The sequence below is a fragment of the Kribbella sp. NPDC026596 genome, assembly GCF_040638415.1.
GTDB lineage: Bacteria > Actinomycetota > Actinomycetes > Propionibacteriales > Kribbellaceae > Kribbella.
The window spans coordinates 49,501-75,286 of sequence record NZ_JBEZYF010000034.1 but is presented as its reverse complement, the minus strand read 5'-3'; the positions used below and the strand labels follow the sequence as shown (position 1 = coordinate 75,286).

27 protein-coding genes are annotated in these 25,786 nt (G+C 67.5%); 13 read left to right on the top strand and 14 right to left on the bottom strand.

Features of this window, described 5'->3' with window-relative positions:
• Window positions 1–123: 123 nt before the first annotated feature.
• Window positions 124–531 (top strand): RNHCP domain-containing protein, encoded by a 408-nt coding sequence (locus AB0E63_RS26470; protein WP_360371625.1) that lies wholly within the window; start codon window positions 124–126, stop codon window positions 529–531.
• On the opposite strand, the gene AB0E63_RS26465 is transcribed toward AB0E63_RS26470, so the two are convergent.
• Window positions 437–1,354, bottom strand: a complete 918-nt coding sequence (locus AB0E63_RS26465) for a helix-turn-helix domain-containing protein (protein ID WP_360371622.1) — start codon at window positions 1,352–1,354, stop codon at window positions 437–439. The two genes, AB0E63_RS26470 and AB0E63_RS26465, sit on opposite strands and share 95 nt — an antisense overlap.
• Before the next feature lie 21 nt (window positions 1,355–1,375).
• On the bottom strand, window positions 1,376–2,182 hold the full coding sequence (locus AB0E63_RS26460; RefSeq protein WP_360371619.1) for an alpha/beta hydrolase: 807 nt from the start codon (window positions 2,180–2,182) through the stop codon (window positions 1,376–1,378).
• Window positions 2,183–2,321: 139 nt separating this feature from the next.
• Here AB0E63_RS26460 and AB0E63_RS26455 point away from each other — a divergent pair, with 139 nt between their 5' ends.
• The 6 genes from AB0E63_RS26455 (at window position 2,322) to AB0E63_RS26430 (ending at window position 6,981) form a co-directional block, all read left to right on the top strand.
• Window positions 2,322–4,292, top strand: a complete 1,971-nt coding sequence (locus tag AB0E63_RS26455) for an amino acid transporter (protein ID WP_360371616.1) — start codon at window positions 2,322–2,324, stop codon at window positions 4,290–4,292.
• Between the two features lie 87 nt (window positions 4,293–4,379).
• Complete coding sequence (locus tag AB0E63_RS26450) at window positions 4,380–4,742, top strand: DUF2089 domain-containing protein (protein ID WP_360371613.1); 363 nt, start codon at window positions 4,380–4,382, stop codon at window positions 4,740–4,742.
• Complete coding sequence (locus AB0E63_RS26445) at window positions 4,739–4,999, top strand: hypothetical protein (protein WP_360371610.1); 261 nt, start codon at window positions 4,739–4,741, stop codon at window positions 4,997–4,999. The genes AB0E63_RS26450 and AB0E63_RS26445 overlap by 4 nt, the downstream gene beginning before the upstream one ends.
• Window positions 5,000–5,018: 19 nt before the next feature.
• Window positions 5,019–5,444: a hypothetical protein gene (locus AB0E63_RS26440; protein WP_360371607.1), complete on the top strand. Its 426-nt coding sequence runs from the start codon at window positions 5,019–5,021 to the stop codon at window positions 5,442–5,444.
• Window positions 5,441–6,223 (top strand): ATP-binding cassette domain-containing protein, encoded by a 783-nt coding sequence (locus AB0E63_RS26435; RefSeq protein ID WP_360371604.1) that lies wholly within the window; start codon window positions 5,441–5,443, stop codon window positions 6,221–6,223. The genes AB0E63_RS26440 and AB0E63_RS26435 overlap by 4 nt, the downstream gene beginning before the upstream one ends.
• Window positions 6,220–6,981, top strand: coding sequence for an ABC transporter permease (locus tag AB0E63_RS26430; RefSeq protein WP_360371601.1), 762 nt, complete (start codon window positions 6,220–6,222; stop codon window positions 6,979–6,981). Before AB0E63_RS26435 ends, AB0E63_RS26430 begins: the two co-directional genes overlap by 4 nt.
• Window positions 6,982–7,011: 30 nt before the next feature.
• Here the strand turns inward: AB0E63_RS26430 and AB0E63_RS26425 are convergent, their stop codons facing one another.
• Genes AB0E63_RS26425 through AB0E63_RS26415 form a run of 3 tightly spaced genes read right to left on the bottom strand, consistent with a single transcriptional unit; the run spans window position 7,012 to window position 9,922 of the window.
• Complete coding sequence (locus tag AB0E63_RS26425; protein WP_360371598.1) at window positions 7,012–8,199, bottom strand: ZIP family metal transporter; 1,188 nt, start codon at window positions 8,197–8,199, stop codon at window positions 7,012–7,014.
• Window positions 8,196–9,224, bottom strand: a complete 1,029-nt coding sequence (locus tag AB0E63_RS26420) for a multicopper oxidase domain-containing protein (protein WP_360371595.1) — start codon at window positions 9,222–9,224, stop codon at window positions 8,196–8,198. The genes AB0E63_RS26425 and AB0E63_RS26420 overlap by 4 nt, the downstream gene beginning before the upstream one ends.
• Window positions 9,224–9,922, bottom strand: coding sequence for a metal-dependent transcriptional regulator (locus AB0E63_RS26415; protein WP_360371592.1), 699 nt, complete (start codon window positions 9,920–9,922; stop codon window positions 9,224–9,226). The genes AB0E63_RS26420 and AB0E63_RS26415 overlap by 1 nt, the downstream gene beginning before the upstream one ends.
• A gap of 106 nt (window positions 9,923–10,028) precedes the next feature.
• Between AB0E63_RS26415 and AB0E63_RS26410 the strand changes: the two genes are divergently transcribed.
• Entirely contained in the window at window positions 10,029–10,433 is a 405-nt protein-coding gene (locus AB0E63_RS26410) for a DUF6855 family protein (protein WP_360371589.1), read from the top strand.
• 13 nt (window positions 10,434–10,446) lie between these two features.
• On the opposite strand, the gene AB0E63_RS26405 is transcribed toward AB0E63_RS26410, so the two are convergent.
• Window positions 10,447–10,917, bottom strand: a complete 471-nt coding sequence (locus AB0E63_RS26405; RefSeq protein WP_360371586.1) for a MarR family winged helix-turn-helix transcriptional regulator — start codon at window positions 10,915–10,917, stop codon at window positions 10,447–10,449.
• An 82-nt stretch (window positions 10,918–10,999) separates the two neighbouring features.
• Here AB0E63_RS26405 and AB0E63_RS26400 point away from each other — a divergent pair, with 82 nt between their 5' ends.
• A complete protein-coding gene (locus AB0E63_RS26400; protein WP_360371583.1) occupies window positions 11,000–11,659 on the top strand; it encodes a hypothetical protein in 660 nt (219 codons plus the stop codon).
• Window positions 11,660–11,694: 35 nt separating this feature from the next.
• On the opposite strand, the gene AB0E63_RS26395 is transcribed toward AB0E63_RS26400, so the two are convergent.
• The 7 genes from AB0E63_RS26395 to AB0E63_RS26365 form a co-directional block, all read right to left on the bottom strand.
• Window positions 11,695–12,837 carry an N-acetylglucosamine-6-phosphate deacetylase gene (locus AB0E63_RS26395; protein WP_360371580.1) on the bottom strand — a complete coding sequence of 381 codons (1,143 nt, stop codon included), beginning with the start codon at window positions 12,835–12,837 and terminating at the stop codon, window positions 11,695–11,697.
• Window positions 12,837–14,306 carry a glycoside hydrolase family 3 N-terminal domain-containing protein gene (locus AB0E63_RS26390; RefSeq protein ID WP_360371577.1) on the bottom strand — a complete coding sequence of 490 codons (1,470 nt, stop codon included), beginning with the start codon at window positions 14,304–14,306 and terminating at the stop codon, window positions 12,837–12,839. The genes AB0E63_RS26395 and AB0E63_RS26390 overlap by 1 nt, the downstream gene beginning before the upstream one ends.
• 20 nt (window positions 14,307–14,326) lie before the next feature.
• Complete coding sequence (locus AB0E63_RS26385) at window positions 14,327–15,148, bottom strand: carbohydrate ABC transporter permease (RefSeq protein ID WP_360371574.1); 822 nt, start codon at window positions 15,146–15,148, stop codon at window positions 14,327–14,329.
• Complete coding sequence (locus AB0E63_RS26380) at window positions 15,145–16,119, bottom strand: sugar ABC transporter permease (protein WP_360371571.1); 975 nt, start codon at window positions 16,117–16,119, stop codon at window positions 15,145–15,147. The genes AB0E63_RS26385 and AB0E63_RS26380 overlap by 4 nt, the downstream gene beginning before the upstream one ends.
• Before the next feature lie 12 nt (window positions 16,120–16,131).
• Window positions 16,132–17,430: an extracellular solute-binding protein gene (locus AB0E63_RS26375; protein WP_360371568.1), complete on the bottom strand. Its 1,299-nt coding sequence runs from the start codon at window positions 17,428–17,430 to the stop codon at window positions 16,132–16,134.
• Complete coding sequence (locus AB0E63_RS26370) at window positions 17,427–18,653, bottom strand: ROK family transcriptional regulator (RefSeq protein ID WP_360371565.1); 1,227 nt, start codon at window positions 18,651–18,653, stop codon at window positions 17,427–17,429. Before AB0E63_RS26370 ends, AB0E63_RS26375 begins: the two co-directional genes overlap by 4 nt.
• Before the next feature lie 160 nt (window positions 18,654–18,813).
• Window positions 18,814–19,497 carry a hypothetical protein gene (locus AB0E63_RS26365; RefSeq protein ID WP_360371562.1) on the bottom strand — a complete coding sequence of 228 codons (684 nt, stop codon included), beginning with the start codon at window positions 19,495–19,497 and terminating at the stop codon, window positions 18,814–18,816.
• Window positions 19,498–19,615: 118 nt separating this feature from the next.
• Between AB0E63_RS26365 and AB0E63_RS26360 the strand changes: the two genes are divergently transcribed.
• The 4 genes from AB0E63_RS26360 to AB0E63_RS26345 all read left to right on the top strand — a co-directional run bounded on the left by AB0E63_RS26360 (window position 19,616) and on the right by AB0E63_RS26345 (window position 24,941).
• Complete coding sequence (locus AB0E63_RS26360; protein WP_360371559.1) at window positions 19,616–20,860, top strand: helix-turn-helix domain-containing protein; 1,245 nt, start codon at window positions 19,616–19,618, stop codon at window positions 20,858–20,860.
• A 123-nt stretch (window positions 20,861–20,983) separates the two neighbouring features.
• Window positions 20,984–23,326: a molybdopterin cofactor-binding domain-containing protein gene (locus AB0E63_RS26355; RefSeq protein ID WP_360371556.1), complete on the top strand. Its 2,343-nt coding sequence runs from the start codon at window positions 20,984–20,986 to the stop codon at window positions 23,324–23,326.
• Window positions 23,327–23,333: 7 nt separating this feature from the next.
• Window positions 23,334–23,810: a (2Fe-2S)-binding protein gene (locus tag AB0E63_RS26350; protein ID WP_360371553.1), complete on the top strand. Its 477-nt coding sequence runs from the start codon at window positions 23,334–23,336 to the stop codon at window positions 23,808–23,810.
• Between the two features lie 6 nt (window positions 23,811–23,816).
• On the top strand, window positions 23,817–24,941 hold the full coding sequence (locus AB0E63_RS26345) for an XdhC family protein (protein WP_360371550.1): 1,125 nt from the start codon (window positions 23,817–23,819) through the stop codon (window positions 24,939–24,941).
• Here AB0E63_RS26345 and AB0E63_RS26340 read toward each other — a convergent pair.
• Window positions 24,938–25,777, bottom strand: coding sequence for an alpha/beta hydrolase (locus AB0E63_RS26340; RefSeq protein ID WP_360371547.1), 840 nt, complete (start codon window positions 25,775–25,777; stop codon window positions 24,938–24,940). The genes AB0E63_RS26345 and AB0E63_RS26340 overlap by 4 nt on opposite strands.
• Window positions 25,778–25,786: the final 9 nt, after the last annotated feature.

Genomic DNA, 25,786 nt, shown 5'->3' with positions numbered 1-25,786 from the left:
TTGACACTGATGGACGGGTGCTGGTCTGCTGTGGGCGGTGCGCTGGATGAGCCGGCGCGGACCGGAAGGAGGGAAGCCCATGTGTGTCTTGTCCCGTAGCTTTTCTCTGAAAGGTTCTTTGGTTTGGCATTCGCACGTTCGTTCAGCTGTGAGCACTGCGGCGTAGAGGTTTCGCTCGACGCCCCCGGAACCACCCATCGCAACCATTGCCCGAGCTGCCTGTGGTCGCGTCATCTCGACCGCAACGTCCCGGGTGACCGCAAGGCCGATTGCGCCGGTGGCATGGAGCCGATCGCGGTCACGGTCCGCGGCGAGGGCCGTTGGGTTCTCATCCACCGGTGTATCAACTGCGGTCGCCTCCGGCTCAACAAGACCGCCGGTGACGACAACGTTCTGCTCCTGATGCGGCTGGCGGCTCTCCCGCTGACCATGCCGTTCATTCCGTTCGCGGCCGAGCCCGAGTCCGAGGGAAACGGCAACGGCTCGCATCCCGCCACTCGCAAGCCGAGGACACGCAAGAGCAAGACCTGACTGAGGTTGTTGGCCAGGCGATGTCGTCGATGGCTAGCCAAGGGGCGGCGGCCAGGGCTGTGGGGGTCGTGTTTGCGAAGGCTGTGATTTCGCGGTGGAGGTGGGACTGGTCGGCGTAGCCGCTGTCCGCGGCGGTGGTTGCGGGGGAGTGGCCTGCGGCGAGGAGGTGGGCGGCGTGGTCGAAGCGGACGAGTTGGGCGGCTCGTTTGGGGGTGATGCCGAGTTGGGAGCGGAAGCGGGACCAGAGGCGTTTGCGGCTCCAACCGGTTTCGTCCGCCAGGTGTTCGATCCGCAGGCGGCCTCGGCTGGTCGACGTACGTCGCCAGGTGTGGACTACCTCCGGATCAAGGGAGGGGGACGTGCTCAGTCGCCGGCCGAGGACATCTACGACGATGTCGAATCGCTGGTTCCATGACGGTGCGAGGCGCAGTCGCTCCTCGAAGTGGGGTCCCCACACGTCGGTGAGGGCGGCCACCGTCCCGGTGAGGTCGATCGAGGTGCCGAACAGCATGGCTGCCGAGATCGGTGAAAGGCGAACCTGGAGGCAATCGCCCATCGTCCCGGCTGCCCGCAGGTCGCCAGGCAGCAGCCCGATGAAGACGCTGCCTTTCTCTCGCCGGCCGTGGAGGTCATACACGATGCCTTCACCGTCGCTCAGGTCGACGATGAGGGTGACCGACGGGTGCGCGACCATCGCGATGTCCACGAGTGCCTGGGCGCGATGGCGGAATCCGGCCATGCTGACGCCGGGCAGCCGACTTGCTTGACGCGGGACCGCGACGTCAACCAGCGCCCAGTCAAGCCGTGTCCCGATCGGTGGCATGTGACGATGCCAGGCCTGGTGTCAGCGGCCCGGCGCCGTGAAGTCGAGCAGCAGCTTGCTTGTTGTTTCGGGCGCTTCGAGCATCGGGACGTGCCCGATTCCTGGCAGCATCTCGACCCGCCCGTTCGGCAGTAGGTCGTACTCGTGCGCCGACGCCGGATCCCACCGCGGGTCGGCAGCACCGAAACCCACCAGCACCGGTACGTCGAGCTTCGAGAGCCGGTCGGGAACGCTTCGCTCCGCGATGTACTCGCCGTTGTGGCGTAACACCGTGACGAAGGTTTGGTACGGCAGCCCTCGGACCTCGGCGACCAGGGCGTTCGGGATGTCCACCGGACGGACGCAGGTCACCCTGATTCCCCTGCGGATCAGGTTGTCTGAACGCAGCGCCCAGACAAGCCGGCCGAGCGGCGGGCGGGTGAGGGCCCGCAGGCGTGCAGGCTGCGGACGAAGTGCGCCGGGGCTCGGCCCGGTACTGATCAAGGCGATCGCCTTCACCAGCTCAGGACGCTGCTCTGCGAGCGAAGTGGCGACATAGCCACCGCTCGAATGCCCGACCACAGTCACGGGTCCGACCCCGAGGCTGTCGATCAGGTCCGCCACCCGGGTCGCCTGCGTCGGCACGTCGTACGACGTCCCGGCCCCGGAGTGACCCATTCCCGGCAAGTCGACCCGGACAACGTCGTGGTGCTCGGCAAGCGCCGGGACCACTGGCACCCAGGTCGTACCGGACGCGCCCGAGCCGTGGATGAACACCATCGGAGGCGCTTGGCGCGAGCCGTCGCGGACGACGTGCATGCCGTGCAGGTATTGGACGTACTCACTCATGCACCTCAGGATGCGCGGAAGCCGACGATTCGTCTTGTACAAATGTCCGTTGGGCTCTCGAAGTGACATGCGTCCGGGTCTGTTAGAGGGGTGTTAGAGACGGCGAGTCCGGTGCTTTTGTCTGGCTAGGCTCCGGGCGGTGACAGAAACGTGTGAGAACGACGCGCCTGCGGACACTGTCGGCGCGCCACCTCCGGTTCATGGGCGGCTCGTTGGTTGGCTGCTGCATGACCGCCCGGTTGGGCATGCCGGGCCGCATCGGCCGGCGCCGCATCCGACCCACCGGTGGTGGAAGGTGATGTGCCTGACCGGTGTCGACTACTTCTCGACGCTGGGGTACCAGCCGGCGATCGCGGCTGCGGCTGTTGGCCTGTTGTCACCGCTCGCCACGCTGATCCTGGTGCTGCTCACTCTGTTCGGAGCGCTGCCGGTCTATCGCCGCGTGGCGGCTGAGAGCCCGCACGGCGAGGGCTCGATCGCCATGCTGGATCGGCTGCTCGGCCGCTGGAAGGGCAAGTTCACCATCCTGGTCCTGCTCGGCTTCATGGCTACGGACTTCATCATCACGATGACGCTGTCGGCCGCCGACGCGACCGCGCACGTGGTCGAGAACCCGTACGTGCCGCACTGGTTCGAGGGCAAGGAGGTGATCATCACCCTGGTCCTGCTGGCGCTGCTCGCCGGGGTGTTCCTGCGTGGCTTCGGTGAGGCGATCGGGATCGCCGTCGTGCTGGTGGTGGTGTACCTGAGCCTCAACCTGATCGTGGTCGGCGACGCACTCTGGAACGTGATCACCGCTCCCGAGCTGGTGACGAACTGGCGCGGCATGCTGACCACCGAACACTCCAACATCTGGGTGATGATCGGCATCTCCCTGGTCGTGTTCCCCAAGCTCGCGCTCGGTCTGTCCGGCTTCGAGACCGGCGTGGCGGTGATGCCGCAGGTCGAGGGTTCCGCGGACGACGATCCGGCGCATCCCGCCGTACGGATCCGGAACGCGCGCAGGCTGCTCACCACCGCCGCCTTGATCATGAGCGGCTTCCTGATCACCAGCAGCTTCACCACGATCGTCTTGATCCCGAAGGACGAGTTCGAGAGAGGCGGCCAAGCCTCGGGTCGCGCGCTGGCCTACCTGGCGCACGAGCACCTCGGCAGTGTGTTCGGGACCGTGTACGACGTCAGCACGATTCTCATCCTGTGGTTCGCCGGGGCCTCGGCGATGGCCGGCCTGCTGAACATCGTGCCGCGCTATCTGCCTCGCTACGGCATGGTTCCGGACTGGGCTCGCGCGACCCGGCCGCTGGTGATCGTGTTCGGGCTGATCGCGTTCGTGATCACGGTGCTCTTCAAGGCCGATGTCGACGCCCAGGGTGGGGCGTACGCGACCGGCGTACTGGTGCTGATCCTGTCGGCCTCGATCGCGGTGACGCTGTCCGCGCGGCGCAAGGGCGAGAAGGCGAAGGCGATCGGGTTCGGCGTGATCAGCCTGGTCTTCCTCTACACCGCGATCGCCAACATCATCGAGCGGCCGGACGGTGTGCAGATCGCGTCCTTCTTCATCGTCGCGATCATCGTCACCTCGCTGATCTCGCGGGCCACCCGATCCCTGGAGCTGCGGGCGACCGAGGTCCGGTTCGACGAGGAGGCCTGCCGGATGATCGCCGAAGCCGCCGAGGCGGGTGAGCTGCGGGTGATCGCGAACGAGCCGGACGATCGTGACGAGGCGGAGTACCAGGACAAGGAAGCCGAGCAGCGCGAGGTGCGCAACCTGCCCGAGGGACTGCCGATCCTGTTCCTCGAGGTGACGCTGACCGACGCCTCGCAGTTCGAGACCGAGCTCGACGTCCGCGGCGAGGAGCGCTTCGGCTACAAGATCCTCACGGTGGAGAGCCCGAGCGTTCCGAACGCGATCGCCGCCCTGCTCCTGAAGATCCGTGACGAGTGGAACGTGATGCCCCACATCTACTTCGCCTGGGCCGAGGGCAACCCGTTCTACTTCTTGCTCCGCTACCTGATCTCCGGCGAGGGCGACGTACCTCCGGTCACTCGCGAAGTCCTCCGCCGCGCAGAACCCACCCGCTCGAACCGTCCCTGGGTCCATGTGGGCTAAGCTCAGAAAAATTAAGATTTCTGCGTTGAGATCTTAAGAAAATCAATGTACAACTGAAGAGAGTCAGGTCGAGGACAGGAGCTGAGCGTGGATTGGCAGGAGCTGACGGACCTGACGCGCGGACAGGAGTTCGTGGTCGAGCGGGTCCGCCTCGCCGGCAGCGGCGTCGCGATCGAGGGGCAGTTCGAGCCGCCGCAACTGGCTCGGCTCAGCGTCGACGACCAGGTGTTCGTGGCCGCGTTCGTCCGGTCGCACGGCTCGATCAAGGAGATGGAGCGGCTCTTCGGGGTGAGCTACCCGACCATCAAGTCCCGGCTGAACCGGATCGCCGAGAGCCTCGACTTCGTCGACACCGACCCGGCGCCGACCGGCGCCGACGTCGTCGACCGGTTGCGGCGGGGGGAGATCAGTGCCGAGGAGGCGCTGGCCGAGCTGGAGCGGCCCCGATGATTCCGCAGCTGGTGACGGTGCGCTATCGCCGTACCGATGGCCGCTGGCTGCGGCTGTACATCCCCGTCGTGCCGGTGCTGCTGGTGCTGTCACCGTTGCTGCTGCTCATCGTGCTGGCCGGACTGGTGGCCTGCCTGATCTTCCGGATCGAGCCGCTGGGTGCGCTGCGCGGCGTGGGCCAACTGCTGTGCGCGCTGCGGGGCGCCCGGTTCGAGCTCGAAGACGGCCGGACGGCCGTGCTGGTAAGCGTCAGTTGAGTCAGGTCAAGGAGCAACGATGAACGAGCAGCGCCGTCAGGTCCTGCAGATGCTGGCCGAGGGCAAGATCACCGCGGAGGAGGCCGAGCGGCTGATCGACGCCCTCGCCCGGCAAGAGCCCGAGTCGCCGCCGGGAGCCGCGTCCCGCCAGAAGCCCCGACCGAAGTACTTGCGCTTCGTGATGCACGACAGCTCCGGCGCTGAGGGGCCAACGCGGATCAACATCCGGGTCCCGCTACAGCTGCTGCGGGCCGGAGTCCGGCTCGCGAGCTTCATCCCTCCGCAGGCGCTCGCCAAGGCCAACGCGGAGCTGACCAAAGCAGGGGTACCGATCGACCTGGCCGAGCTCAAGCCGAAGGACCTCGAGGACCTCATCGACCAGCTCGACGAGGTCACCGTCGACCTCGACGACCCCGACACCAAGATGCAGGTGTTCTGCGAGTGACAGAGCAATCGCCGGCGATCCAGGTGCAGGGGCTGGAGAAGTCGTACAGGGAGCTGCAGGTGCTGCGCGGCGTGGACTTCGAGGTCGCGCGGGGGAGCATCTTCGCCCTGCTCGGTTCCAACGGCGCGGGCAAGACCACGGTCGTGAAAATCCTGTCCACGCTGCTCAAGGCCGACGCGGGGACGGCGAGTGTCGATGGCTTCGACGTCGCCACGCAGTCGGACGACGTGCGGGAGTCCATCAGCCTCACCGGACAGTTCGCCGCCGTCGACGAGATCCTCAGCGGGCGGGAGAATCTCGTACTCATCGCCCGGCTGCGGCACCTCAAGGACCCGGCCAAGATCGCGGATGACCTGCTCGAGCGTTTCTCGCTCACCGACGCGGCGGCGCGGAAGGTGGCGACGTACTCGGGTGGCATGCGCCGCCGGCTGGACATCGCGATGAGCCTGATCGGGAGTCCGCCGGTCATCTTCCTCGACGAGCCGACGACCGGGCTCGACCCCGAGGCGCGCCTCGAGGTGTGGAACAGCGTCAAGGAACTCGCCGGGAAGGGTACGACGGTGCTGCTCACGACGCAGTATCTGGACGAGGCCGAACAGCTCGCCGATCGGATCGCGATCCTGCACCAGGGCCGGATCATCGTGAACGGGACCCTCGCCGAGCTCAAGCAGTTGCTCCCGCCCGCCAAGGTCGAGTACGTCGAGAAGCAGCCGACCCTGGAGGACGTGTTCTTCGCGATCGTCGGCGACGACCGTACGACAACTGGGGAGCGACAATGAGCACGCACTTCTTCGGCGACACCGCCGTCCTGCTGGGACGATCGCTGCGCCACGTCACGCGCAGCCCGGACACCATCATCACGACCGCGATCACGCCGATCGCCATGATGCTGCTGTTCGTCTACGTCTTCGGCGGTGCGATCCAGGCAGGGTCGGATTCGTATGTGAACTACATGCTGCCCGGCATCCTGCTCATCACGATCGCCTCCGGCGTCGCCTACACCGCGTTCCGGCTCTTCATGGATCTGAAGAGCGGGATCTTCGAGCGCTTCCAGTCCCTGCCGATCGCCCGGTCGGGCGTGCTGTGGGGCCACGTACTGACGTCGCTGGTCGCCAACCTGATCTCGCTCGTGGTCGTCGTACTCGTCGCTCTGCTGATGGGCTTTCGCTCGGGGGCGGGAGTGCTGGCGTGGCTGGAGGTCGCCGGCATCCTGATCTTGTTCACCCTGTCGTTGACCTGGCTCGCCGTCATTCCAGGCCTCACCGCGAAGACCGTGGACGGCGCGAGCGCGTTCTCCTACCCGCTCATCTTCCTGCCGTTCATCAGCTCGGCCTTCGTTCCCACCGAGACCATGCCAGGGCCGGTACGCGCGTTCGCCGAGAACCAGCCGGTGACGTCGATCGTCAACGCCATCCGCGACCTGTTCGCACAGCAGCCGGTCGGCACCGACATCTGGGTCGCTCTCGCCTGGTGTGTCGGCACCCTCGTCGTCGCGTACATCTTCGCCATGGCCACGTACCGCCGCAGGATCGCCTAGCTCAGGTGCTGCCGTGTCAGACATGGACTGTCAGGCTGCGACGAACAGGCCGGTGAGGTACATGATGGCGAGCCCGGCTGACAGGCCACCGATGGTCGCGGGGCTCAGGATCCGGCCGGTCTGGGTGCGCAGGCCGGGCGCGAGCTGGATCACGACCTGGACGATGGCGCCGACGCCGAGGCCGAGCAGCAACGCTGAGAGCGCGGCGTTGGCCACGGTGGCGCCGACCATTGCGCCGACGATCGCCGGACCGCCGGCGAGCAGCCCGAGTCCGAGCAGGCGGATCACCCCGGGCCGTTGGTGAGTCAGCGGCGCGACGACTGCCAGGCCTTCGGTCGTGTTGTGCAGGGCGAAACCGACGACGAGCGCGGCACCCAGGGCAAGTTCGCCGATGGCGTAGGCCGAACCGATCGCGAGACCCTCGCCGAGGTTGTGCAGTCCGATCCCGATCGCGATCATCAGCGCGAGCCGGTTGCCATCCGGTTCCTGGTCGGTTCGGTGCGACGTCCGGCTGTGCAGGAAGCGGTCGACCGCGGTGAGTGCGAGGAAGGCGAAGGCAGCGCCGAGGAAGACCAGCAGTGATCCACCGAAAGCGCCTCCGGACTCATCGGCCAGTTCGAGTCCTTCGAGCGTGGCGTCGACGGCGAGGAAGGCGAGTAGCCCGACGGTCAGCGCCAGCAGCACCCGGACAGCGGCCCGGCCCGCGCGGCGCAGGAGAGGCAGGAATGCCATGCCCAGAACGACCGGGATGATGCCGACGTAGGTTCCGAGCAGCGCCATCAAGGCCAGCAGGTCAGGTCCGGTCGACGGAGTCGTGACCGCGACTGGGATCTCGTGCTCGAGGACGGCGCCGGTCGAGGTCAGCAGCGAGACCCGGTAGGGCTGCCCGTCCTGCCAAGGAAAGTTGATCCGCACTGTGTCGGTCGCGAGCCGGCCTAGTGGCTGCGTGGCACCGGTGAACGAGACATAGACGTCGTTGACGAAGATCTGGGCGACTTGCACCGGATCCGGGCCGGTGTTGCGCACGGTGAGTTCGATGATGCCCGGCGCCAGGACGATCCGTTCGACGGCCACCTGCTCGACCGGAGGTCCGGTTCGTTCGGGCAGGCTCCGGCCGCTGAGCAGCAGCAGCGCGGCCAGGCCGGCGACGACGGCCGCTACCGCCACGGTGGCGAGTACCCTGACCGGTGCACGCGTGCGCGGCCTCGGCGCGGTCATTCGGTCACCTCGAAGAACCCCATCCAGCCGAGGTCGGCGAACTCGCTCTTGTGGGCGTGAAACATGTACTTCCCCGGATAGGGGAAGCGCAGTTCGCAGATGCCCCGCTGGCCCTGCGCCTGTACGACGGTGTCGGTGTACTCGCTGGGCTCCAGCCGGGTGCCGGTCGGGTAGTAATCGAAGAAGTTCCCGTGCACGTGGAAGCTGTTGATCGGGTCGTACTCCAAGATGTTGACCAGATAGATCCGGACCAGCTCGCCGCGCTTCACCCGGACCGGTTCCTGCATGTAGTGGAACGGGATCCCGTTGACGGCGTACAGCTGGTTGCCCTCGCCATCGAATGTGGTGTTGTAGCCGTGCATCACCATCACCAGCTCGTCGGCCCGCGGGCGCGGCTGGGGTGGGTCGATGATGAAGGTGCCGTACATGCCGCGGGCGATGTGCTCGGCCAACGGCCCGACGTGGCAGTGATACAGGTGCAGGCCGAACGGCTCGGCGTCGAACTCGTAGACGAAGTCGCCGCCCGGCTCGATCACCCCTCTGCCAAGGCCGGGTACGCCGTCCATCTCCGCGGGATGGATGCCGTGGAAGTGCATGGTGTGCGGATGGGCGGAGCCGTTGACGAACCGCACCCGCAGCCGGTCACCCGCCCGGCAGCGCAGCGTCGGACCCGGAACGCGCCCGTTGAACGTCCAGGCCGGGAACCGCACCCCGGGCGCGACCTCGAGCTCGCGATCGTTCGCGAAGATCTCCCACTCGCGCAGTGTCCGTCCGTTCGGGAGCTTCGAGACCTTGCCGTAGTCGAAGTCCCGGAGGACCTCGCTCGGGTTGAACCCGTTGGCGACGTGGTCGACGGGACCGCCTCGGAAGGCCGGCCCGCTGACCCCGCCGCCGTGGGTGTGCCCTTCCGGGTGAGCCGGGGGCGGCCCAGGGTCCGCGTCGTCGGTCAGCAGCCGCGCGGGAATCGCGCCGAGGGCGACGCCCGCCCCGCCCAGGAGTACCCGGCGCCGGGATGCCGCGGGCATCAGACACGCTCACCGTGGACGGTCTGGGCAAGCGCCTGCCCCAGCGCGTGGGTGCTCGGGCCGATCCGCACCCAGAGCGGTCCGCCGAACGGTTCCTGAGTCAGTACTTCCAGCTCGGCTCCCGGCACGATTCCCCGGTCAGCGAGGTACCTCAGGGCGTCGCTGTCGTCATCGGCAACCCGATCCACCCGGAACCGGCTGCCGGTCGCGGTGGCGGCCAGCGGGGTGGTCCAGGCCTCGACGTGCTCGCCCACCCGGGAGGGGATGGGGTCGCCGTGCGGGTCGTGGGTGGGGTGTCCGAGTACGGCGTCGATCCGGCTCTCCAGCCGCTCGCTCAGGCTGTGCTCGAGTACGTCGGCCTCCACGTGCACCTCGTCCCAGGACAGTCCTAGGACCTGCACCAGGAATGTCTCCAGCAGCCGATGCCGACGGGTCACCTCTGTCGCGTGCAGTTCACCGTGCGGGGTGAGCCTCGCGTGACGGCTGGCGGATCGAGTGATCAGGCCGCCTGCTTCCAGCCGCTTCAGCATGGCCGAGACCGTCGGCGCCGTGACCCCCAGTCGTTCGGCCAGCGCGGACGTGGTCACCGGGGTGTCGCGGCCGGCCAGCTTGAAGATGGTTCGGAGGTAGTCCTCGACCGCTTCGGTCTGGTCGATCTCGCAACAACGGATCGGCTGCCGGACAGTTTGTGGTGTCACACCCTGAGGTTAGATGACTCTAATCCTTCAGTACACAGCCCGGCACCGTGCAGGCGTACCTTCTGCAGTGGGGAGAGGTCGAAGCAAGCAGAAGGGGAGGAATGACATGAGCGGAAGCGGTACCTCGGAGGATCCGTGGGTTCTCAAGACGCCACCCGGTACGTCGGAATTCACCATCTACCGTGATGACACGGCGGAACCGGCGGAGCTGGTGTGCCAGGTCGGTTCGACGAAACTGCGGTACCTCGCCCGCTGTCTGGACGACGTACCCGCGATGTTGAAGACGCACGGTGACTGGATGGACTTGGGGAGCGCGGACGAGGGGAAGCCGGCGAAGGACGGGACGCTGGAGGCCTGGGGGCGCGCCGACGGCAACCCGGTCGGGGGCTGGTACGGCCTGCGCAAGGGGTACCGGGGGCGCTTCGCGATGTACATCCCGCCGCTGCTGGAGGAGCTCGGCCTGGCCGAACTCGAACACAATCCTCGCAACAACCGCATCCGCGTTCCCTGACAACGAAAAGTGGTCATTCCGTCGACGGGTTGTGTTCGGGTGCCAGCAGCTTTGCCATCAAGGTGATGAACTGGCGCCGTTGCGCGTTGGTCAGGGGTTCCAGGACCTGCTCCTGAACAGCGTCGATGACGTCGTCCAGTTCCAGGAGTTGTGCGACGCCGGCCGGGGTGATGGTGACGATGTTGCGGCGCTTGTGCTCGGGGTCGACCGACCGCTCGACGAGCCGACGTGACTCGAGCTCGGACAGGGCCGCCGTGACGTCGCTGCGATCGATTCCGGTCCCGCGGCCCAGGTCGGCCTGGCTCGCAGGTCCCCACTCCTCGAGCGCGGCCAAGAGGCGGTAGTGGTAGCTGCGAAGCCCGCGGCCGTACGACTCGAACCCAGCGGCGAGGAGCCCCGACGAGCGCGCGAAGGTCCGGCTGATGAGCCAGGTCGGACGATCCTTGACGCGAGCGGGGGTACGACTCGGCGCGTGATCCATCATGCGTAGACGGTACCAGTTGTTGGCGCGGCCAACACTTGCTATGTTGGCCGTACCAACACTCAAGATTCTGGGAGACCGGCTGATGGACACATCAATCACCAGCGTTCTGATCGTCGGCAGGAGTCCGAGCGTGATCCTCGACGCTGCCGGCATCCTGCGGAGCAAAGGCTTCCACGCGGACGCGACAAACCAGTTCGACGAGGTGCTGACGGAGTACGACACCACGAGCATCGATGTCGTCGTGTTCGGTGGGATGGTCCCGCCTGACACCAAGCGGCACCTCAGCCGGGAGATCTCCAAGGACAACGGACACGTCACCTTCGTCCAGGGACTCGCCGGAATCGCAGGCCTCATCGCGGCCCAGGTCGAGGGCGTCACGTCGACGGCACCAGACGACGACGCCGTGGCCTACGACACCACGAAGAGAACGGTGCAGCTCACCCTGAAGGAGCCGGCCCGAGTGGTGGTCGAGGCCTGGTGGGCCACGTCCTTCACGCCTCCCGAACCGACGAGCACGTCGATGCGGGTCACCGACTCCGACTTCGACTCGGGGGACTACCTCATTCCGCTCCCAGCCGACGTTCCGACCGTGGCGTCGTTCGTCACCGTGTCCGTCGGGCAGGCCGTCCGCGCGTTCACGGTCGGCGCGATACCGGAGGCAGTACGGCGGATGGTTCCAACCGGTAGCCAACCGCCCGCACTCCCACCGGTCCGAGCGGTAGCAACCCACAGCAAGGATTGACAAGCCGGCCAAACGGACCACGAGCGCGGGACCGGTCAGCCGCGCTGTAGACGGCCTGCCAGGTAGACGGTATCGACGGTGAGGTTTTCCGAAAGGACAACCAGGTCGGCGGGGTTGCCGACGGCAATGGTGCCGCGGGTTCCCCAGCCGTAGTGCTGGGCGGGGTTGGTGGAGACGAGGGCGGCGGCTTGCGGGGGAGTGAGGCCGAGGAGGCGTACGACGTTGGCCAGGGCGTCGGACAGGAAATGGACTGAGCCGGCCAGGGTGTCGGTGTCGCGGAGTTTCGCGACGCCGTCCAGGACGGTGACGTGGCGGTCGGCGTACGAGTAGTCGCCGTCTCCCAGCCCGGTTGCGGCCATGGCGTCGGTGACGAGGATGGTTCGGTTCAGGCCTGCGGTCCGGGTGGCGACGGCCAGGGCCTCGGGGGAGAGGTGGGTGCCGTCGGCAATCAGTTCGCAGGCGACGCGGTCGTCCAGGAGGGCGACGCCGACCGGGCCGGGCTGGCGATGGGTCATGGTCGGCATCGCGTTGAAGAGATGGGTCGCGGTCCGGGCGCCGGCGTCGAACGCCTCACGGGTGTGGGATCCGTCGTCGTCGGTGTGGCCCACGGCGAAGGTGATCTCGTGGTGGTGGCGCCGGATGAGGTCGATGGCGCCGGGAAGTTCGGGAGCGATCGTCATCGACAGCGCCAGACCGTCCGCGGCTTCGAGGAGCTGGGTGAAGACCTGCTCATCCGGGGCGAGTAGGGCGGACTCTGTCTGGGCGCCGGGGCGGCGGTGGGAGAGAAAGGGGCCTTCGAAGTGGATGCCGCGGATGTTCGGAGCGGAGGCCGCTGCGATGGCACGGGCCGCGGCGAGCATGCGGTCCAGCCGCATGGTCGCGACTGAGGCGACCAAGGTGGTGGTGCCATGCAGCAAGTGCGTACGGGCGGCCTGGACCACGTCGTCGGGGTTGCCTGAGTAGAGGGCAGCTCCGCCGCCGCCGTGGCAATGGGTGTCGACCAGGCCGGGCAGCACCCATCTCCCGGCCGCATCAACAACTTCATGGCCCGGCTCGGCCGGATCAAGAGCCCCGGGCGGCTGCCCCGGACCGAGGGCGGTGACCACGCCCTGGTCCAGCTGTAGCCAGCCCTCGAGCAAGGCCGGCGTACACATGCGGGCGTTGACGACAGTGATCATCAACCGAGCAGGCGGCGGGTGGCAGCCTCGGCGCAGACCCGGGCGCTGCCGAAGGTCTGGATCCAGCCGGCGAAGCCGGAGTAGTCCGTGCCGGGAACGCCCATGTCGACGACGATCATGTCCGGGTGCTGGCTCTGCAACTCACCAATGAGTTTCTCCTGCCAGTCGAAGCGGTGTGCGCCCCGAACCATCAGCACGACCTGACTGTCGGCGCCGTGCTCCGACCGGAACTCACCGACGCCGGCCCGAGCCATCCCGGGGCCGTTGTAGGTCTGCCCCGACAACCCGATGCTCTCGACAACCTTCCCGGCGTCGCGCAGCAGCGTCTCCACACCCCAGCCCGACGAACCCGCTGCGGGGGAGTGCGTCGGCTCCAGCCGGATAATGAGTACGGCGTCACTCCGCAGTACCGGATCCCCGTGGGTCACCACGACCTGGTCGGCAAGCTGCGAGCCCAGCACGTTGTCCCGCAACGCGACCTCCGCCTTCGGCCGAGTCCCGAGCCGAGCAAGCCGATCGTTGGCGCTCTGCAACCGCTCCAACGGCAACCGCCCACTCTCGACCGCATCGACCAGAGCCGCCGCCGCCACGTCCACGTCGTCGAGGAACGCCCATGACCCGAGACAGAGCGCGTCGGCCCCGGCCTCGATCGCCCGTACGGCGGCCTCCGGCAACGGTGCCACGTCGGCGATCCCGTACATCTCCAGCGCGTCGGTGATCACCACCCCGTCGTACCCGAGCTCTCCGCGCAGGATGTCGGTGAGCAGCACCCTGCTGATCGTCGCCGGTACGTCGTCCACCTGCGGCACCAGGTCGTGCGACACCATGATGCTGTCGACCCCGGCCGCGATCGCCGCCCGGAACGGATCGAGGTAGCTGTCCAGCAGCTCCTCCCGCGACACGTCGACGAGCGGCGTCGCCAGGTGCGCGTCGGTCCCGCTCATGCCGTGGCCCGGATAGTGCTTGGCGCAGGCGCTGACCCCGGCCGCCTGCAGGCCCTCCACCCACGCCGCCGTGTGCCGGCTGACCAGGTCGCGGTCGGAGCCGAAGCAGCGGATCCCGTTCGGGCTCAGCGGGTTGACGGCCGTGTCGACCGCTGGGGCCAGATCCCAGTCGATCCCGGCCTCGACCAGCGACAGGCCGATCTGGAAGGCGGCCTGCCGGGTCAGCTCGAGGTCGTTCAACTCGCCGAGCGCCCGGTTGCCGGGCATCGAGAACCCGCCGAGGTCCGCCAGCCGGGTGACGTCGCCGCCTTCCTCGTCGATCGACAGCAGCACGTGGTCCCGCAGCCCGTGCAGCTCGGCGGCCAGCTCCCGGAACTGGTCGCCGTCGACGATGTCCCGGCCGAAGATCGTGAAGCCGCCGAGGCCGGCCTCGATCCGCGGCCGGACCCAGTGCGGTACGTGCGGCCGGCCGAGCGCGGGGAACAACACGCCGTGGGCAAGCCGGTTGAGCTCTGAGGGGTTCACTACATCCTCCAGTAGGGGAATCAGCCTTTGACGGCGCCGCTGGTCATCCCGCCGACCAGCCGACGCTGGATCAGCAGGAAGACGATCAGCACCGGGAGCGAGAAGATCGCGGACGCCGCGATGGTGGCGCCGTTGTCGATACCGTCGGACGTCTGGAACGAGACCAGCCAGACCGGCAGCGTGTAGTTGCTCTGCGACTTCAGGAACACGTAGGCGAACAGGTAGTCGTCCCAGGCGCTGATGAAGGCGAAGATCGAGGTGGCCACCAGGCCCGGGGCCAGCAGTGGGAGCTGGATGTGCCAGAAGGCGCCGAACCGGCCGCAGCCGTCGACCATCGCGGCTTCCTCCAGCTCCAGCGGGATGCCGGCCACGAAGCCGCGCAGGGTCCAGATCGTGAAGGGCAGCACGAACGTCATGTAGGTGATGATCAGACCCGGCACGAAGTCGATCGCGCCGACCGAGCGCAGCATCAGGTAGAGCGGAATCACCATCGCCGACCCCGGCACCATCTGAACCAGCACCAGGCCGACCAGGAACGCCCGGCGGCCGAGGAACCGAAACCGGGCCAGCGCGATCGCGGCGCCGAGCGCAATGAAGAGTGCGATCAGCACTGTCGACACCGAGACCAGCAACGAGTTACCGACGTAGCGCAGGAACGAGCCGTGCGTGAGAGCTGTGTGGAAGTTCTCCAGGCTCAGCGGCCAGGGGATGAACTCCGGTGTGGCCGACAGGATTTTGCCGGGCTGCTTCAGCGCGGTCGCGAACATCCAGTAGACCGGGAAGATCACAATCAGCGAGACGACGACGGCGATGGCGTTGGGGAGTGCTCGTTTGCTTCTCATGCGGTCACCTCGCCCTGGGCGAACAACCGTCGTACGTAGAGCACGGCCAGGACGGCGAGCAGGAGGACGGTGACGATCGCGATGGCCGCGCCGCCGCCGTAGTCGTTGCGGGTGAAGGCCTCGAGGTACGAGTAGACGCCGAGCGTCGTCGTACCGCCGTCCGGGCCGCCCTGGGTGAGCACCCAGAACGGCGTGAACGAGTTGACCGACCAGATCACCTCGAGCAGCACCAGTACGGCGAGCACCGGGCCCAGGATCGGCAGCGTGATATGGCGCGCCATCGACCACCGCCCGGCGCCGTCCAGGCCGGCCGCTTCGTACAGGTCGTCGGGGATCTGGCCCATCGCGGCGTACAGGGTCAGGGCCACGAACGGCACCCCCTTCCAGACGATCAGGGCGATGATCAGGAACAGCGCCTGACCCGGCGACGAGAACCAGTCGTGCGCGGAGAAGTCACCGAAGACGCGGAGCTGCGTGATGACCCAGTTCAGTACGCCGTACTGCGGCTCGAACAGCCACCGCCAGATCATCGCCGCCGACACCATCGGCATCGCCCAGACCAGTACCAGGCAGACCGACAGCATCACCCGGGCCCACCCGGACACCTGCCGCAGCAGCGACGCGAGCAGGAACCCGATCACCATGAGCGTGCCGACACAGGCCACGCTGACGATCAGGGTGCGGAGCAGGACGTGCCAGAAGTCAGCGTCACCGAGCACCCGGGTGAAGTTGCCCAGGCCAACGAACGGCGCCTCCCCGGTGAACAGCGACCGCGGCCCGAAGTCCTGCACCGACAGCCAGATCAGCCGGACCATCGGATAGCCGAGCACTATCACGAACGCGATCACCGCCGGCCCGACCAGCCCGTACGGCGTGAGCCGCGCGAGCCGGTTGGGCCGGACGGCCTGGCCGGCGCGCGGTGGCGTCGGCGTGGCGGTTCCCGTCTCCGGTGCCTGGATGAGCGAGGTCATCAGCCGCTACCGTCAGCGCTGGCCGGACTGGGCGTTGAAGGCCTCGGTGGCGTGTTTGTCGTAGTCCTCGGCGGCCTTGGCGATGTCGCTGCCCTTGGCGATCTTGGAGAAGAACTGCTCGTTGTAGCTCTCGGTCTCCAGGGTCGCCTCGCCCGGTGTCGACGGCAGCGCCTGGCTGACAGTCGCCGCCTGGGCGCCGAGCTTCAGCACGTCCGGCACGTCCTGGGTGGGGAGGAAGGCAGTGACGACCGGGAGCTGGTGAATGGTCTGGGTCATCGTCTGCTGGAACGTCTTGCCGGTGACGATCTTCAGCCAGTCGACGGCCATCTCCTTGTTCGGGCTGTTCGAGGCGATGCCGATCGTCGAGCCGGCCACGATCACCGGCAGCGGCGAGTCCGCCTGGTAGCCGGGCATGATGAAGTAGCCCGCGTCCGCGGCGGCCTTGGCGTTGATCTCCTTCACCGCGCCCGGTTCCCAGGCCTTGACGTAGATCATCGAGGCCTTCTGGTCGGCGAAGATCTGGTCCTGGTCGGGGCTGTCGGTGTTCGCGCCGATCGAGGACGGTGTCGAGCAGGCGTTCTGGAACCTCTTCCACTCCGCGAGGCCGGCCTGGTTCTCGGCACTGCTCATCTCCGCGGCCCACTTGCCGTCGTTCTCGGTCGCGATCTTGCCGCCCTTGCCGAACAGGAACGGCATCCCGGCGAACCAGTACTGGCCGGGCATGTAGAACGCCGAGAAGTTCGGGGTCGAGGTGTGCGCCTTGGCGAGCTTCCCGCAGTCGGCGACGAGCTCGTCCAGAGTCGCGGGCGGCTTGGCGATGCCCGCGGCGGCGAACATCTTCTTGCTGTACATGACGACCTTCGTCCCGCCGTACAAGGGCGCCGCGTAGAGCTTGCCCTGGTACGTCGAGGGCCCGGCCAGGCCGGCCAGCCACTGGTCGGACGACTCGAAGCCGGACTTGTCCGCGGTCAGCTCGGCCAGTGCGCCGGAAGCGGTCAGCATCGGGGTCTGCGTGTTGCCCATCTCGACGATGTCGGGCGGGTTGTCAGAGGCCAGTGCGGTGGTCAGTTTGGTGACGATGTTGTCCCACTGCTGCACCTCGACCTTGACCTGTACGTCGGGATGCTTCTGGTGGAACTGGTCGGTGACGTTCTGGATGATCTTGTTGTCACCCGGGCCACCGGTCATCATCCAGACCGTCAGCTCGTTCGTCGGCGCCGACTTGCTCGGACCCGCTCCGCCGCAGGCGGCCAGGGTGGTGAGGGCGGCCGAGATCGATGCGATGACAGCCAACGTCTTGCAACGCGTCATGCTGGTTCCTCTTTCGCTGGTTGATCGACAGCGCAGCCGTCCAGCGAGGCCACGACGTCAGGGGCGGAGGTGGTGATCGAGGCGACCTGATGGCTGGCCACCCCGATCGCGGTGTAGTAGCCGCTCAGGGCCGCGGCCATCGCACCGAGCAGGCCGCCGGAGTCCCCGAGCACGGATCGGCGCAGGTCGCTGTGAACGCCGACGGTCTCGTACGTCTCGGTGCTCACGGTCTGCAGGGCGGAGTCGCTGAACGCTCCGGAGAAGCCGCCGGTGAAGACGACCGTGCTCGGTTCGTACGCCAGGGCAACGATCGACACCAAGTGCAGCAGCGCCTCGTGGATCTCGTCGACGAGACCGCCGAAGCGGTCCGGGTCGGCGAAGACGTCGTCGGCCTTGGCGAGTCGATGACCGGCCGCCTGGGCGAGAGCGAGCAGGCCCGCACCGGACAGCAGGTCCCGCAGCCGTTCCTTGCGGCCGGGCAACCGCAGGCGGCCGAACTCGCCGAGCAGACCCTCGGGTCCGGCGAGCACCTGCCGATTGAAGGCGACCGCCGAGCCGAGACCGGTGCCCAGGCTGAGCAGGACGACGGTCTCGTCCCGGGGCAGGTCGCCGTAGTGCAGCTCACCGAGCAGAGCCAGGTTGGAGTCGTTGTCGATGATCGTCGGTACGCCGAGCTCGGCGCCGACGGTCCGGACGAAGGTGGTCCCGAGGATCTGTGGCAGGTTGAACGCGCCGACCACCCGATCCTTGGTCGAGGCAACCACACCGGGCAGGCCGATCGCCACGGACGTCAGCGGTACGCCGTCGCCGTACCGCTCGACCAGACCGAGCACGCGGGTCGCGATCCAGGACGCCAGCGCGGCGGCCTCCAGCTCTCGCGGTGTCTCGTCCCGGCAGCGGATGATCGCCGAACCGATCCCGTCGGCGATCACCATCCGGCAGTACGTACCGCCGAGATCGATCCCGCAGACCAGCCCGGATCGCGGGTTGAACCCGAGCGCGGCGGCCTGCCGGCCCGGGCCGTCCCGGACGATCTTGTGCTGCTCCAGGGCCAGCCCGTCAGCGAGCAGTTCGTCCACGATCCGGGCCACGGTGGCCCAGCTCAGTCCGGTCTGCTCGACCAGTTGCCGTCGGTCGATCCCGGCCTCGGACAGCAGCGCGGCGATGATCGCGCCGCGGTTGGCCATCCGGGTCCCGGCACTGCCTCGTACCAGCTTCGTCATTTATTCTCACGGTGAATAGAATTGGTTGAAGTGAGACAGTAGTCCCGGCATCCGGGCAGTGTCCAGCGATTCGCGAAGGATGCCGTGCCCGTTTCACAGGTGTGGTGGCAGCACGGCGTACGGCGATCTCCCCGGGGGCCGGCGCCTCGGGGCTACGCCATCAAGACGGGGTCTCCGTCTGCTCAGCGGCGACTTCACGGGCTCGCGGGCGGGTGAAGAGAATGACCACGCTGACGAGGAGAACCCAGGCCGGGAAGGCCAGTTGGGTCCACTTGCGTTCACCGGCAGCCACGAGCAGCAGCACCGCGTTGAGATAACCGAGGATCGCCAACCACCGGGGGAAGGCCGAAGTGCGCAGCCCCACGGTGCTCACCGAGATCGTGAACACCGCGGCCATGCGCATGGCGTAGACGGAGATGAGTGCCTGCGTGCTGGTGCGGCCGAACGCCCAGATGTCGGGGTTGACCTCGGATCCCGCGATCATCGTCGTCATGCTGGACGCGTTGACGGCGCCAACGAAGAGCATGGCCAGGAAGAGCAGTCCACTGCCCAGGAAGACGGTGGAGAACAGCCGGTCCTCGACGTCGCCGAGCTGATCACGAACGACGCCGATGAACCACAGAAAGGCGATTCCGGCGAACGGCACGAGGTGGAGGCTGATCCGGATCAGCCGCAGTCGCGTTGCGTCGGATTCGAGCGACTGAAGGCTGTCGGCCGAAAGTGCGACGCGGACCATCGTCAACGCCGTCAGGAGAAGCACCCCGAATGCGATGCCTGCGACGGCTGCCGACCGTCGACTTCGCCAGAATCGTGCCTCCAGCCTCGGCGCCCCGGCGTTCACCATGTGCCCCTCCCCGTCTGTCAAGCTACGCCGCAGCGGCCTCCACAGGCAACGGAGCGTCGAGGCGACCGCGGCGCGAGGACTGTGCGGTTTGGCGACGGTGTGCGATGCTGTGCCGACTATGAGTGAGGTGGCACGTCGGGACGTCGCGCTGCCGGTGGCGCCGCGGACCGCGGAGTCGCTGGCCGGGAGCCTGCTGCTCCACCTGCCTGCGGTGACCGACGCGCTGGTGGAAACCATCTACGCGCAGAACCCTGCCTATCGCGAGGTGGACGCGGTTCCGCCGGATGACCTGTGGCGGTCATGTCATGACAACGTCGCCCGGGTTGTGCAGATGGTCGCCGCCACGGACCGCCGGCTGGGTGGGTCCGCAACCGAGGACTACTTCGACGCGGCGCGGGAGACCGGGCGGCGCCGGGCCGAGCAGCGGATGCCGCTGGATGATGTGCTCCGCTCGTTCCGTCTCGGTGGCCGGCTGGTGTGGGAGGCGCTGATCGACGAGGCCCGTGCGCAGGGCGTTGACGACTCCGATGCCCTGCTGGATGTCGCGAGCAAGGTCTGGGAGGTCGTCGACAACACGTCCTCGCAGGTCGCGGCCGCCTATCACGCCGCGGAGCGCCAACTCGTCCGCGCCGACGAGCGCCGCAGATCGATGCTCTGGGAAGGGTTGCTGCACGGCCGCGCGAAGGACCGGACGTTCGTCCAGGAGGTGGCGACCGTCCTCGACGTCCCGGTGATCGGCCCGTACGCCGTGGTCGCGATCGACAACCTGGTCGACGACGAGTGCACGGTCGCGTCGCTGCGGCGGCGGCTGGCCGGCGTCCGGGTCGCCTCGGCGTGGCAGGTGCGGACCCACACGGTTGTCGGCTTGCTTGCCCTGGGCAAGGAATCTCAGGACGCCGTGCTCCGATCACTGCGCGACGCCGTACGCGCGCCCGCGGGCCTGTCAGGCGTGGTCTCCGGGCTTGCCGATGTGGATGTCGCGTATCGTCAGGCGACGCTGGCCCGGCGAACTCTGCCGACTGGTCAGACCGGGGTGGCGTCGCTGACCGAACGGCTTCCAGAAGCTTTGTTGCTCAGCGCCCCGGAGTTGGCCGAACAACTCGTCCAGACGTGGCTGGTGCCGCTGATGGAAGTCCCGGCAGCCGAACGTGAACTATTGCTCGACACCCTCGAGAGATGGGTGGCCGCGGGCGGTTCGGTCCGGCGTACGGCCGAGTTGGCGTACTGCCACCGGAACACGGTGATCAACCGGCTCCACCGGATCCATCAGATCACCGGCCGCGACCTCACCGACGCCGCGTCCCACCTGGATCTCGGCCTCGCGATCCGGGCGATCAGGCTGTTCCCGCCACGGCCTCACTGAGCTCCGAGGCTGTGCGTTGTGCACAGTGCGGTTGGCCCAAACGTAGGCGTTCCGGCCATGCCGCCACACCTTTCACACTGTCAGACTGCGTTCCCAGCATTGGTCGAACACGGAGGAATCTTGATGGCCGAACACCGTCGGTCGCCGGACGAGTCAACACAGCAGCCGACCGGCGAGCGCGGCCTGCTGGGACGTCGTCGCGTCCTCGGGTATCTGCTCGCCGCGCCGACCCTGGCGGTCGGGGTGAGCTGGATCGCCGACTCGGCGGAAACCCGGCCGGCGGATGCCGCCGTACCGTCGCTGCCGCAACCCGAGGACATCTTCGACCTCGGTGATCTGCAGAACCTTGCCGCCTTACCCACCTCCGGCCTGATCTCGGTCGAGCTGAAGACCGACGGCACCGCGTTCTTCGCCGTACCCAGGGCAGAGGTCGGCCAGGGTGTGACGACGTCGATCGCGATGATGGTCGCCGAGGAGCTGGACCTGCCGATGGACAAGATCACCATCGGGCTCGCCGATGCGCGGCCGGAGTTGCTGATGAATCAGCTGACCGGCGGCTCGAACTCGATGCGCAGCATGTACATCCCGGTACGCACGGCCGCCGCGATCACTCGGCAACGTCTGGTGGACACGGCTGCCGCGCAGTGGGGCGTGCCGGCCGGCAAGCTGGCGACGCGTAATGGCGTGATCAGTGGACCGAGCGGACAGACAGCGACGTACGGATCGTTGGCCCGGGCCGCCGCCAGTTCGCAGACGATCACGGTGTCCGCGGAGCTCAAACCCCGGTTCGAGTTCACGGTTCTCGGGCGTCCGCACAATCGCGTCGACGCTCACGACATCGTCACCGGCCGCAAGCAGTTCGGGATGGACCTGGAGATCCCGAACGCCAAGCCGACCATGGTGGCCCGGCCGCCGACGATCAACGGCACCGTGAAGTCGGTCAACAATCTCGCGGCCGTACGTGCGATGCCCGGTATCACTGACGTGGTGGCGATCACCCATGGCGTGGCGATCCGCGGCGAAACGTTCGGTCAGTGCATCGACGCCATCCAGGTGGTCGACGCGACCTGGGGTCCGGGGACGGTGGACAACGAGTCCGATGCCTCGGTGCTGGCGAAGCTCCGAGCGGCTCAGCTGCCGATGGCCGTGCCGCCGCTGCTGTCGAACACGATCGACGCCGAGTTCGTCTTCGCGTTCGCCAGCAACAGCCCCTTGGAACCGGACTGCGCGATTGCCGACGTCGGCCCGGACAGCGCGCAGATCTGGGCGTGCCTCAAGGTGCCGATCGTCGCCCAGGAGGACATCGCCAAGCAGCTCGGTCTGCCGATCGACGCGGTGAAGGTGCACGTCATCCAGGGCGGCGGCTCGTTCGGCCGGCACCTGTTCCACGACGTGGCAGCCGAAGCGGCGGAGATCTCCCAGAAGATGGGGAAGCCGGTCAAGCTGTCGTGGTCGCGGACAGACAACTTCCGCCAGGGACGCGTGCACCCGATGTGTACGTCGCGTGTCCGAGTGAACTACCTGGCCGGCAACGTCCTCAGCTACGAGCAGCGGCACACCAGTGTGCAGACCGAATTCGGTCACGGGCTCGGCGAGATGATCACCTCGACCGCCGCCCACCTGCCGGTCGGGGGCAACCTCTCGTTCGCCGAGACGATCTTCGCCCTCAGCCAGTCTTCGCCGTACAACTTCGGTGTCACCACGCAGCTGCTGAACGAGATCCCGCTGAAGTTCAACACCGGCAGCATGCGCAACATCTACTCGCCGAACGTGGTGTGTGCCGAGGAGCTCGTGGTCGACCGGCTCGCCGCGAAGATGGGCCAGGACCCGGTGCGGTTCCGCCGCAACTTCCTCAAGGACCAGCGATTGCTGGCGGTGCTGAACAAGGCGGCCGAGGCCGGCCAGTGGGGTAAGGCAATGCCGAAAGGCATGGCGCAGGGTGTTGCGGTGCACTCGGAGTACCGGGGTGCCGTCGCGACGCTGGTCGAGATCGACTGCCGGCCGGAGACGGTGAACAGGCCCATTCCGGACGGTGTGAGCGGTCCGCGGGTGACCAAGGCGCTGATCGTGGTGGATCCCGGGTTCTGCATCAACCCCCGCGGGCTGGAAGCGCAGATGATCGGCGGTCTGCAGGACGCCGTCGCGCTCGCGCTGACGTCGAGCCTGCACATCAAGAACGGGATGCCACTCGAAGGCAGTTGGGACAACTACTTCTACACCCGGCAGTGGAACACGCCGCGGGATGTCCAGGTCATCATCATGCCCAACACCAGTGACAATCCGAGCGGCGCCGGCGAGCTGGCGGTGGCGCCGGCGTTCGCCGCGATCGCGTGTGCCTATGCCCGCGCCACCGGGACGATGCCGGCGTACTTCCCGATCAACCACGGCAAGCTCGGGTTCGAACCGCTGCCGCTGGAGCCGTCCACCCCACAGTCACCGACCGACGGTCTCGACCACACGTTCTGAGGAATCCATGGCAACGCACACATTCAAACTCAACGGCAAGCAGATCAAGGTCGAGGCCGAGGGCAACGTCCGCCTGCTGTGGGTTCTCCGTGACCTGCTCGGCGTCACCGGACCGAAGTACGGGTGCGCACTGGAGGTCTGCAAGTCGTGCACCTCGCATATCAACGGCAAAGCTTTCAATCCGTGCTCGGTGCAGGTCAAGGACATCGATCCTGCCGACGAGATCACGACCATCGAAGGCCTGCCGGCGACCGTCGGCAAAGACCTGCACCCGATGCAGCAGGCCTGGCTCGACCACGACGTCTCTCAGTGCGGCTACTGCCAGCCCGGCCAGATCATGGCGGCCGTGGCCAAGGTCAAGCAGGCCCACGCGGCGGGCCACGAGATCACGGACGCGGACCTCGACGAGCTGCGCAACATCTGCCGGTGTGGCACCTACTCCCGGATCCGCGAGGCCATCAAGGCCGGCGCCCAGGACATGTGAGGCGACGTGCGTGATCTGCTCCCGCACATCCGGCAGTGGTACGGCGATGGCGGGCGGTTCGCCGTTGCCACGGTGATCGACACGTTCAGCTCAGCGCCTCGCCAGCCGGGCGCGGCGATGGCAGTGTCCGGCGACGGCGTTGTCGTGGGCAGCGTTTCTGGCGGCTGTGTCGAGGGCGACGTGTACGAAGTGGCTCGGGACGTCATCAAGACCGGCCTGCCGGCCGTGCGACGGTACGGCGTCTCCGATGACGACGTCTTCGCCGTGGGACTGACCTGTGGGGGAGTGATCGAGCTCCTGGTGCAGCCGGTCGACCTGGCCTCGTTCGCCGACTTCGATGCAGTTGCCGATGCGGTCGACGCAGGCCGGCCGGTCGCTGTCGCGACTGTGGTCACGACCGGAGAGCGCCTGGGGCAGTGGTTGGTCGTCTGGCCCGACGGAGTCACTGGCACTCTCGGTGACGCAGGCTTGGACACTGCCGTAGTCGAGGACGCAGTGGCCATGCTCGACCAGGGGGCCACCGCAATCCGGTACTACGGCGCGCAGGGAGAGTGTCAGCGGGCCGAGGTCGCGGTGTTCGTCCAGGCGTTCACGCCTCCGCCGCGGATGTTCGTGTTCGGCGCGATCGATTTCGCGGCCGCCATGGCTCGGGCGGGCAAGTTTCTCGGCTACCACGTGACGGTGTGCGACGCGCGCGGAGTGTTCGCCACTCGGCAGCGGTTTCCCGAGGCGGACGAGGTGGTGGTGTCCTGGCCGCACCGTTTCCTGGCGGAGGCGGTTGACCAGGGCCTGGTGGATCGTCGCACCGTCCTGTGTGTGCTGACCCATGACCCGAAGTTCGACGTACCGCTGCTGGAAGTCGCGTTGCGCACGGATGCCGGTTACATCGGCGCGATGGGATCGCGCCGTACGCACCAGGATCGGTTGTCCCGGTTGCGAGCGGCAGGTGTGACCGAGGCCGAGCTCGACCGGCTGTCGTCACCGACCGGTCTGGATCTCGGCGCGCGGACCCCTGAGGAGACCGCGATCTCCATCGCGGCCGAGATCATCGCGACCCGATCCTCGGCCAGTGGACAGCCCTTGTCGACAACCACGGGCCGTATCCACGGCGAGCCTGCGGGCGTGGCCTAGGCGTACGCCGAGGTGGGAGTGGGGACGCTGGTCAGGAAGTCGAGCAGCAGGGCGTTCACCTGATCGGGTACGTCGAGTTGTGGCCAGTGGCCGACGCCGTCGATGCGCTCGTACCGCCACGGGGCGTCGACGAAGGCCGCAGTACCGGTCAGTGCCTGTTCGGTGATGGCGAGGTCTTCGGTGCTCCAGATTCCCATGGTCGGTGCCTGAATGGGCGGGAGTTCGGTCGGCGGCCGGATCAGCGATTCCGGCGGCAGGATCGCCCGGTACACCGCGAGGCTTGCGGTGAGGGCCGCGGGGTCGCGGAGGTGTGCGATGACGGAGTCGATGTCCGGGTGCCGGCTCCAGTTGCGCAGGTTGGCGAAATCGTCGGCGGCAAGCCAGCGTTCAGCGACGCCGGGGAACTGGAACAGCAGCATGTACCACGATTTCTCGCGTTGTTCCCAGCCCGCCGCCGCGAAGGCCGCCGGGTGGCCGACCGACAGGCAGGTCAGGCTGGTGACGCGTTCCGGTGCCAACGCAGCGAGAACCGCGCCGATCGCACCGCCCCAGTCGTGACCCACGACATCGGCCTGCGGTGCCCCGAGGACGTCGAGGAGGCCGATGAGGTCGCTGACCAGCTGGATGATTCCGTAGCTCTCGACGGTGCCCGGCTTGTCCGAGTGACCGAATCCGCGAAGGTCGGGCGCGATGGTTCGGTAGCCGGCCTCGCCGAGCGCGGTGAGCTGGTGACGCCAGACCTCGTGGGTGTCCGGCCAGCCGTGGAGTAGGAGGACCGGTCGGCCGTTCCCGTTGTCCGCGACCTCGAGGACGGTTCCGTTGATGTCCAGGCGCATGGCGAGGTC

Bases quoted from the DNA above. Each gene is read 5' to 3' on its own strand.
- AB0E63_RS26465 (WP_360371622.1), bottom strand. From the start codon at position 1,354: ATGCCACCGATCGGGACACGGCTTGACTGGGCGCTGGTTGACGTCGCG.
- AB0E63_RS26460 (WP_360371619.1), bottom strand. From the start codon at position 2,182: ATGAGTGAGTACGTCCAATACCTGCACGGCATGCACGTCGTCCGCGAC.
- AB0E63_RS26445 (WP_360371610.1), top strand. From the start codon at position 4,739: ATGATTCCGCAGCTGGTGACGGTGCGCTATCGCCGTACCGATGGCCGC.
- AB0E63_RS26440 (WP_360371607.1), top strand. From the start codon at position 5,019: ATGAACGAGCAGCGCCGTCAGGTCCTGCAGATGCTGGCCGAGGGCAAG.
- AB0E63_RS26430 (WP_360371601.1), top strand. From the start codon at position 6,220: ATGAGCACGCACTTCTTCGGCGACACCGCCGTCCTGCTGGGACGATCG.
- AB0E63_RS26425 (WP_360371598.1), bottom strand. From the start codon at position 8,199: ATGACCGCGCCGAGGCCGCGCACGCGTGCACCGGTCAGGGTACTCGCC.
- AB0E63_RS26420 (WP_360371595.1), bottom strand. From the start codon at position 9,224: ATGCCCGCGGCATCCCGGCGCCGGGTACTCCTGGGCGGGGCGGGCGTC.
- AB0E63_RS26410 (WP_360371589.1), top strand. From the start codon at position 10,029: ATGAGCGGAAGCGGTACCTCGGAGGATCCGTGGGTTCTCAAGACGCCA.
- AB0E63_RS26405 (WP_360371586.1), bottom strand. From the start codon at position 10,917: ATGATGGATCACGCGCCGAGTCGTACCCCCGCTCGCGTCAAGGATCGT.
- AB0E63_RS26400 (WP_360371583.1), top strand. From the start codon at position 11,000: ATGGACACATCAATCACCAGCGTTCTGATCGTCGGCAGGAGTCCGAGC.
- AB0E63_RS26395 (WP_360371580.1), bottom strand. From the start codon at position 12,837: ATGATCACTGTCGTCAACGCCCGCATGTGTACGCCGGCCTTGCTCGAG.
- AB0E63_RS26385 (WP_360371574.1), bottom strand. From the start codon at position 15,148: ATGAGAAGCAAACGAGCACTCCCCAACGCCATCGCCGTCGTCGTCTCG.
- AB0E63_RS26380 (WP_360371571.1), bottom strand. From the start codon at position 16,119: ATGACCTCGCTCATCCAGGCACCGGAGACGGGAACCGCCACGCCGACG.
- AB0E63_RS26375 (WP_360371568.1), bottom strand. From the start codon at position 17,430: ATGACGCGTTGCAAGACGTTGGCTGTCATCGCATCGATCTCGGCCGCC.
- AB0E63_RS26370 (WP_360371565.1), bottom strand. From the start codon at position 18,653: ATGACGAAGCTGGTACGAGGCAGTGCCGGGACCCGGATGGCCAACCGC.
- AB0E63_RS26365 (WP_360371562.1), bottom strand. From the start codon at position 19,497: ATGGTGAACGCCGGGGCGCCGAGGCTGGAGGCACGATTCTGGCGAAGT.
- AB0E63_RS26360 (WP_360371559.1), top strand. From the start codon at position 19,616: ATGAGTGAGGTGGCACGTCGGGACGTCGCGCTGCCGGTGGCGCCGCGG.
- AB0E63_RS26355 (WP_360371556.1), top strand. From the start codon at position 20,984: ATGGCCGAACACCGTCGGTCGCCGGACGAGTCAACACAGCAGCCGACC.
- AB0E63_RS26350 (WP_360371553.1), top strand. From the start codon at position 23,334: ATGGCAACGCACACATTCAAACTCAACGGCAAGCAGATCAAGGTCGAG.
- AB0E63_RS26340 (WP_360371547.1), bottom strand. From the start codon at position 25,777: ATGCGCCTGGACATCAACGGAACCGTCCTCGAGGTCGCGGACAACGGG.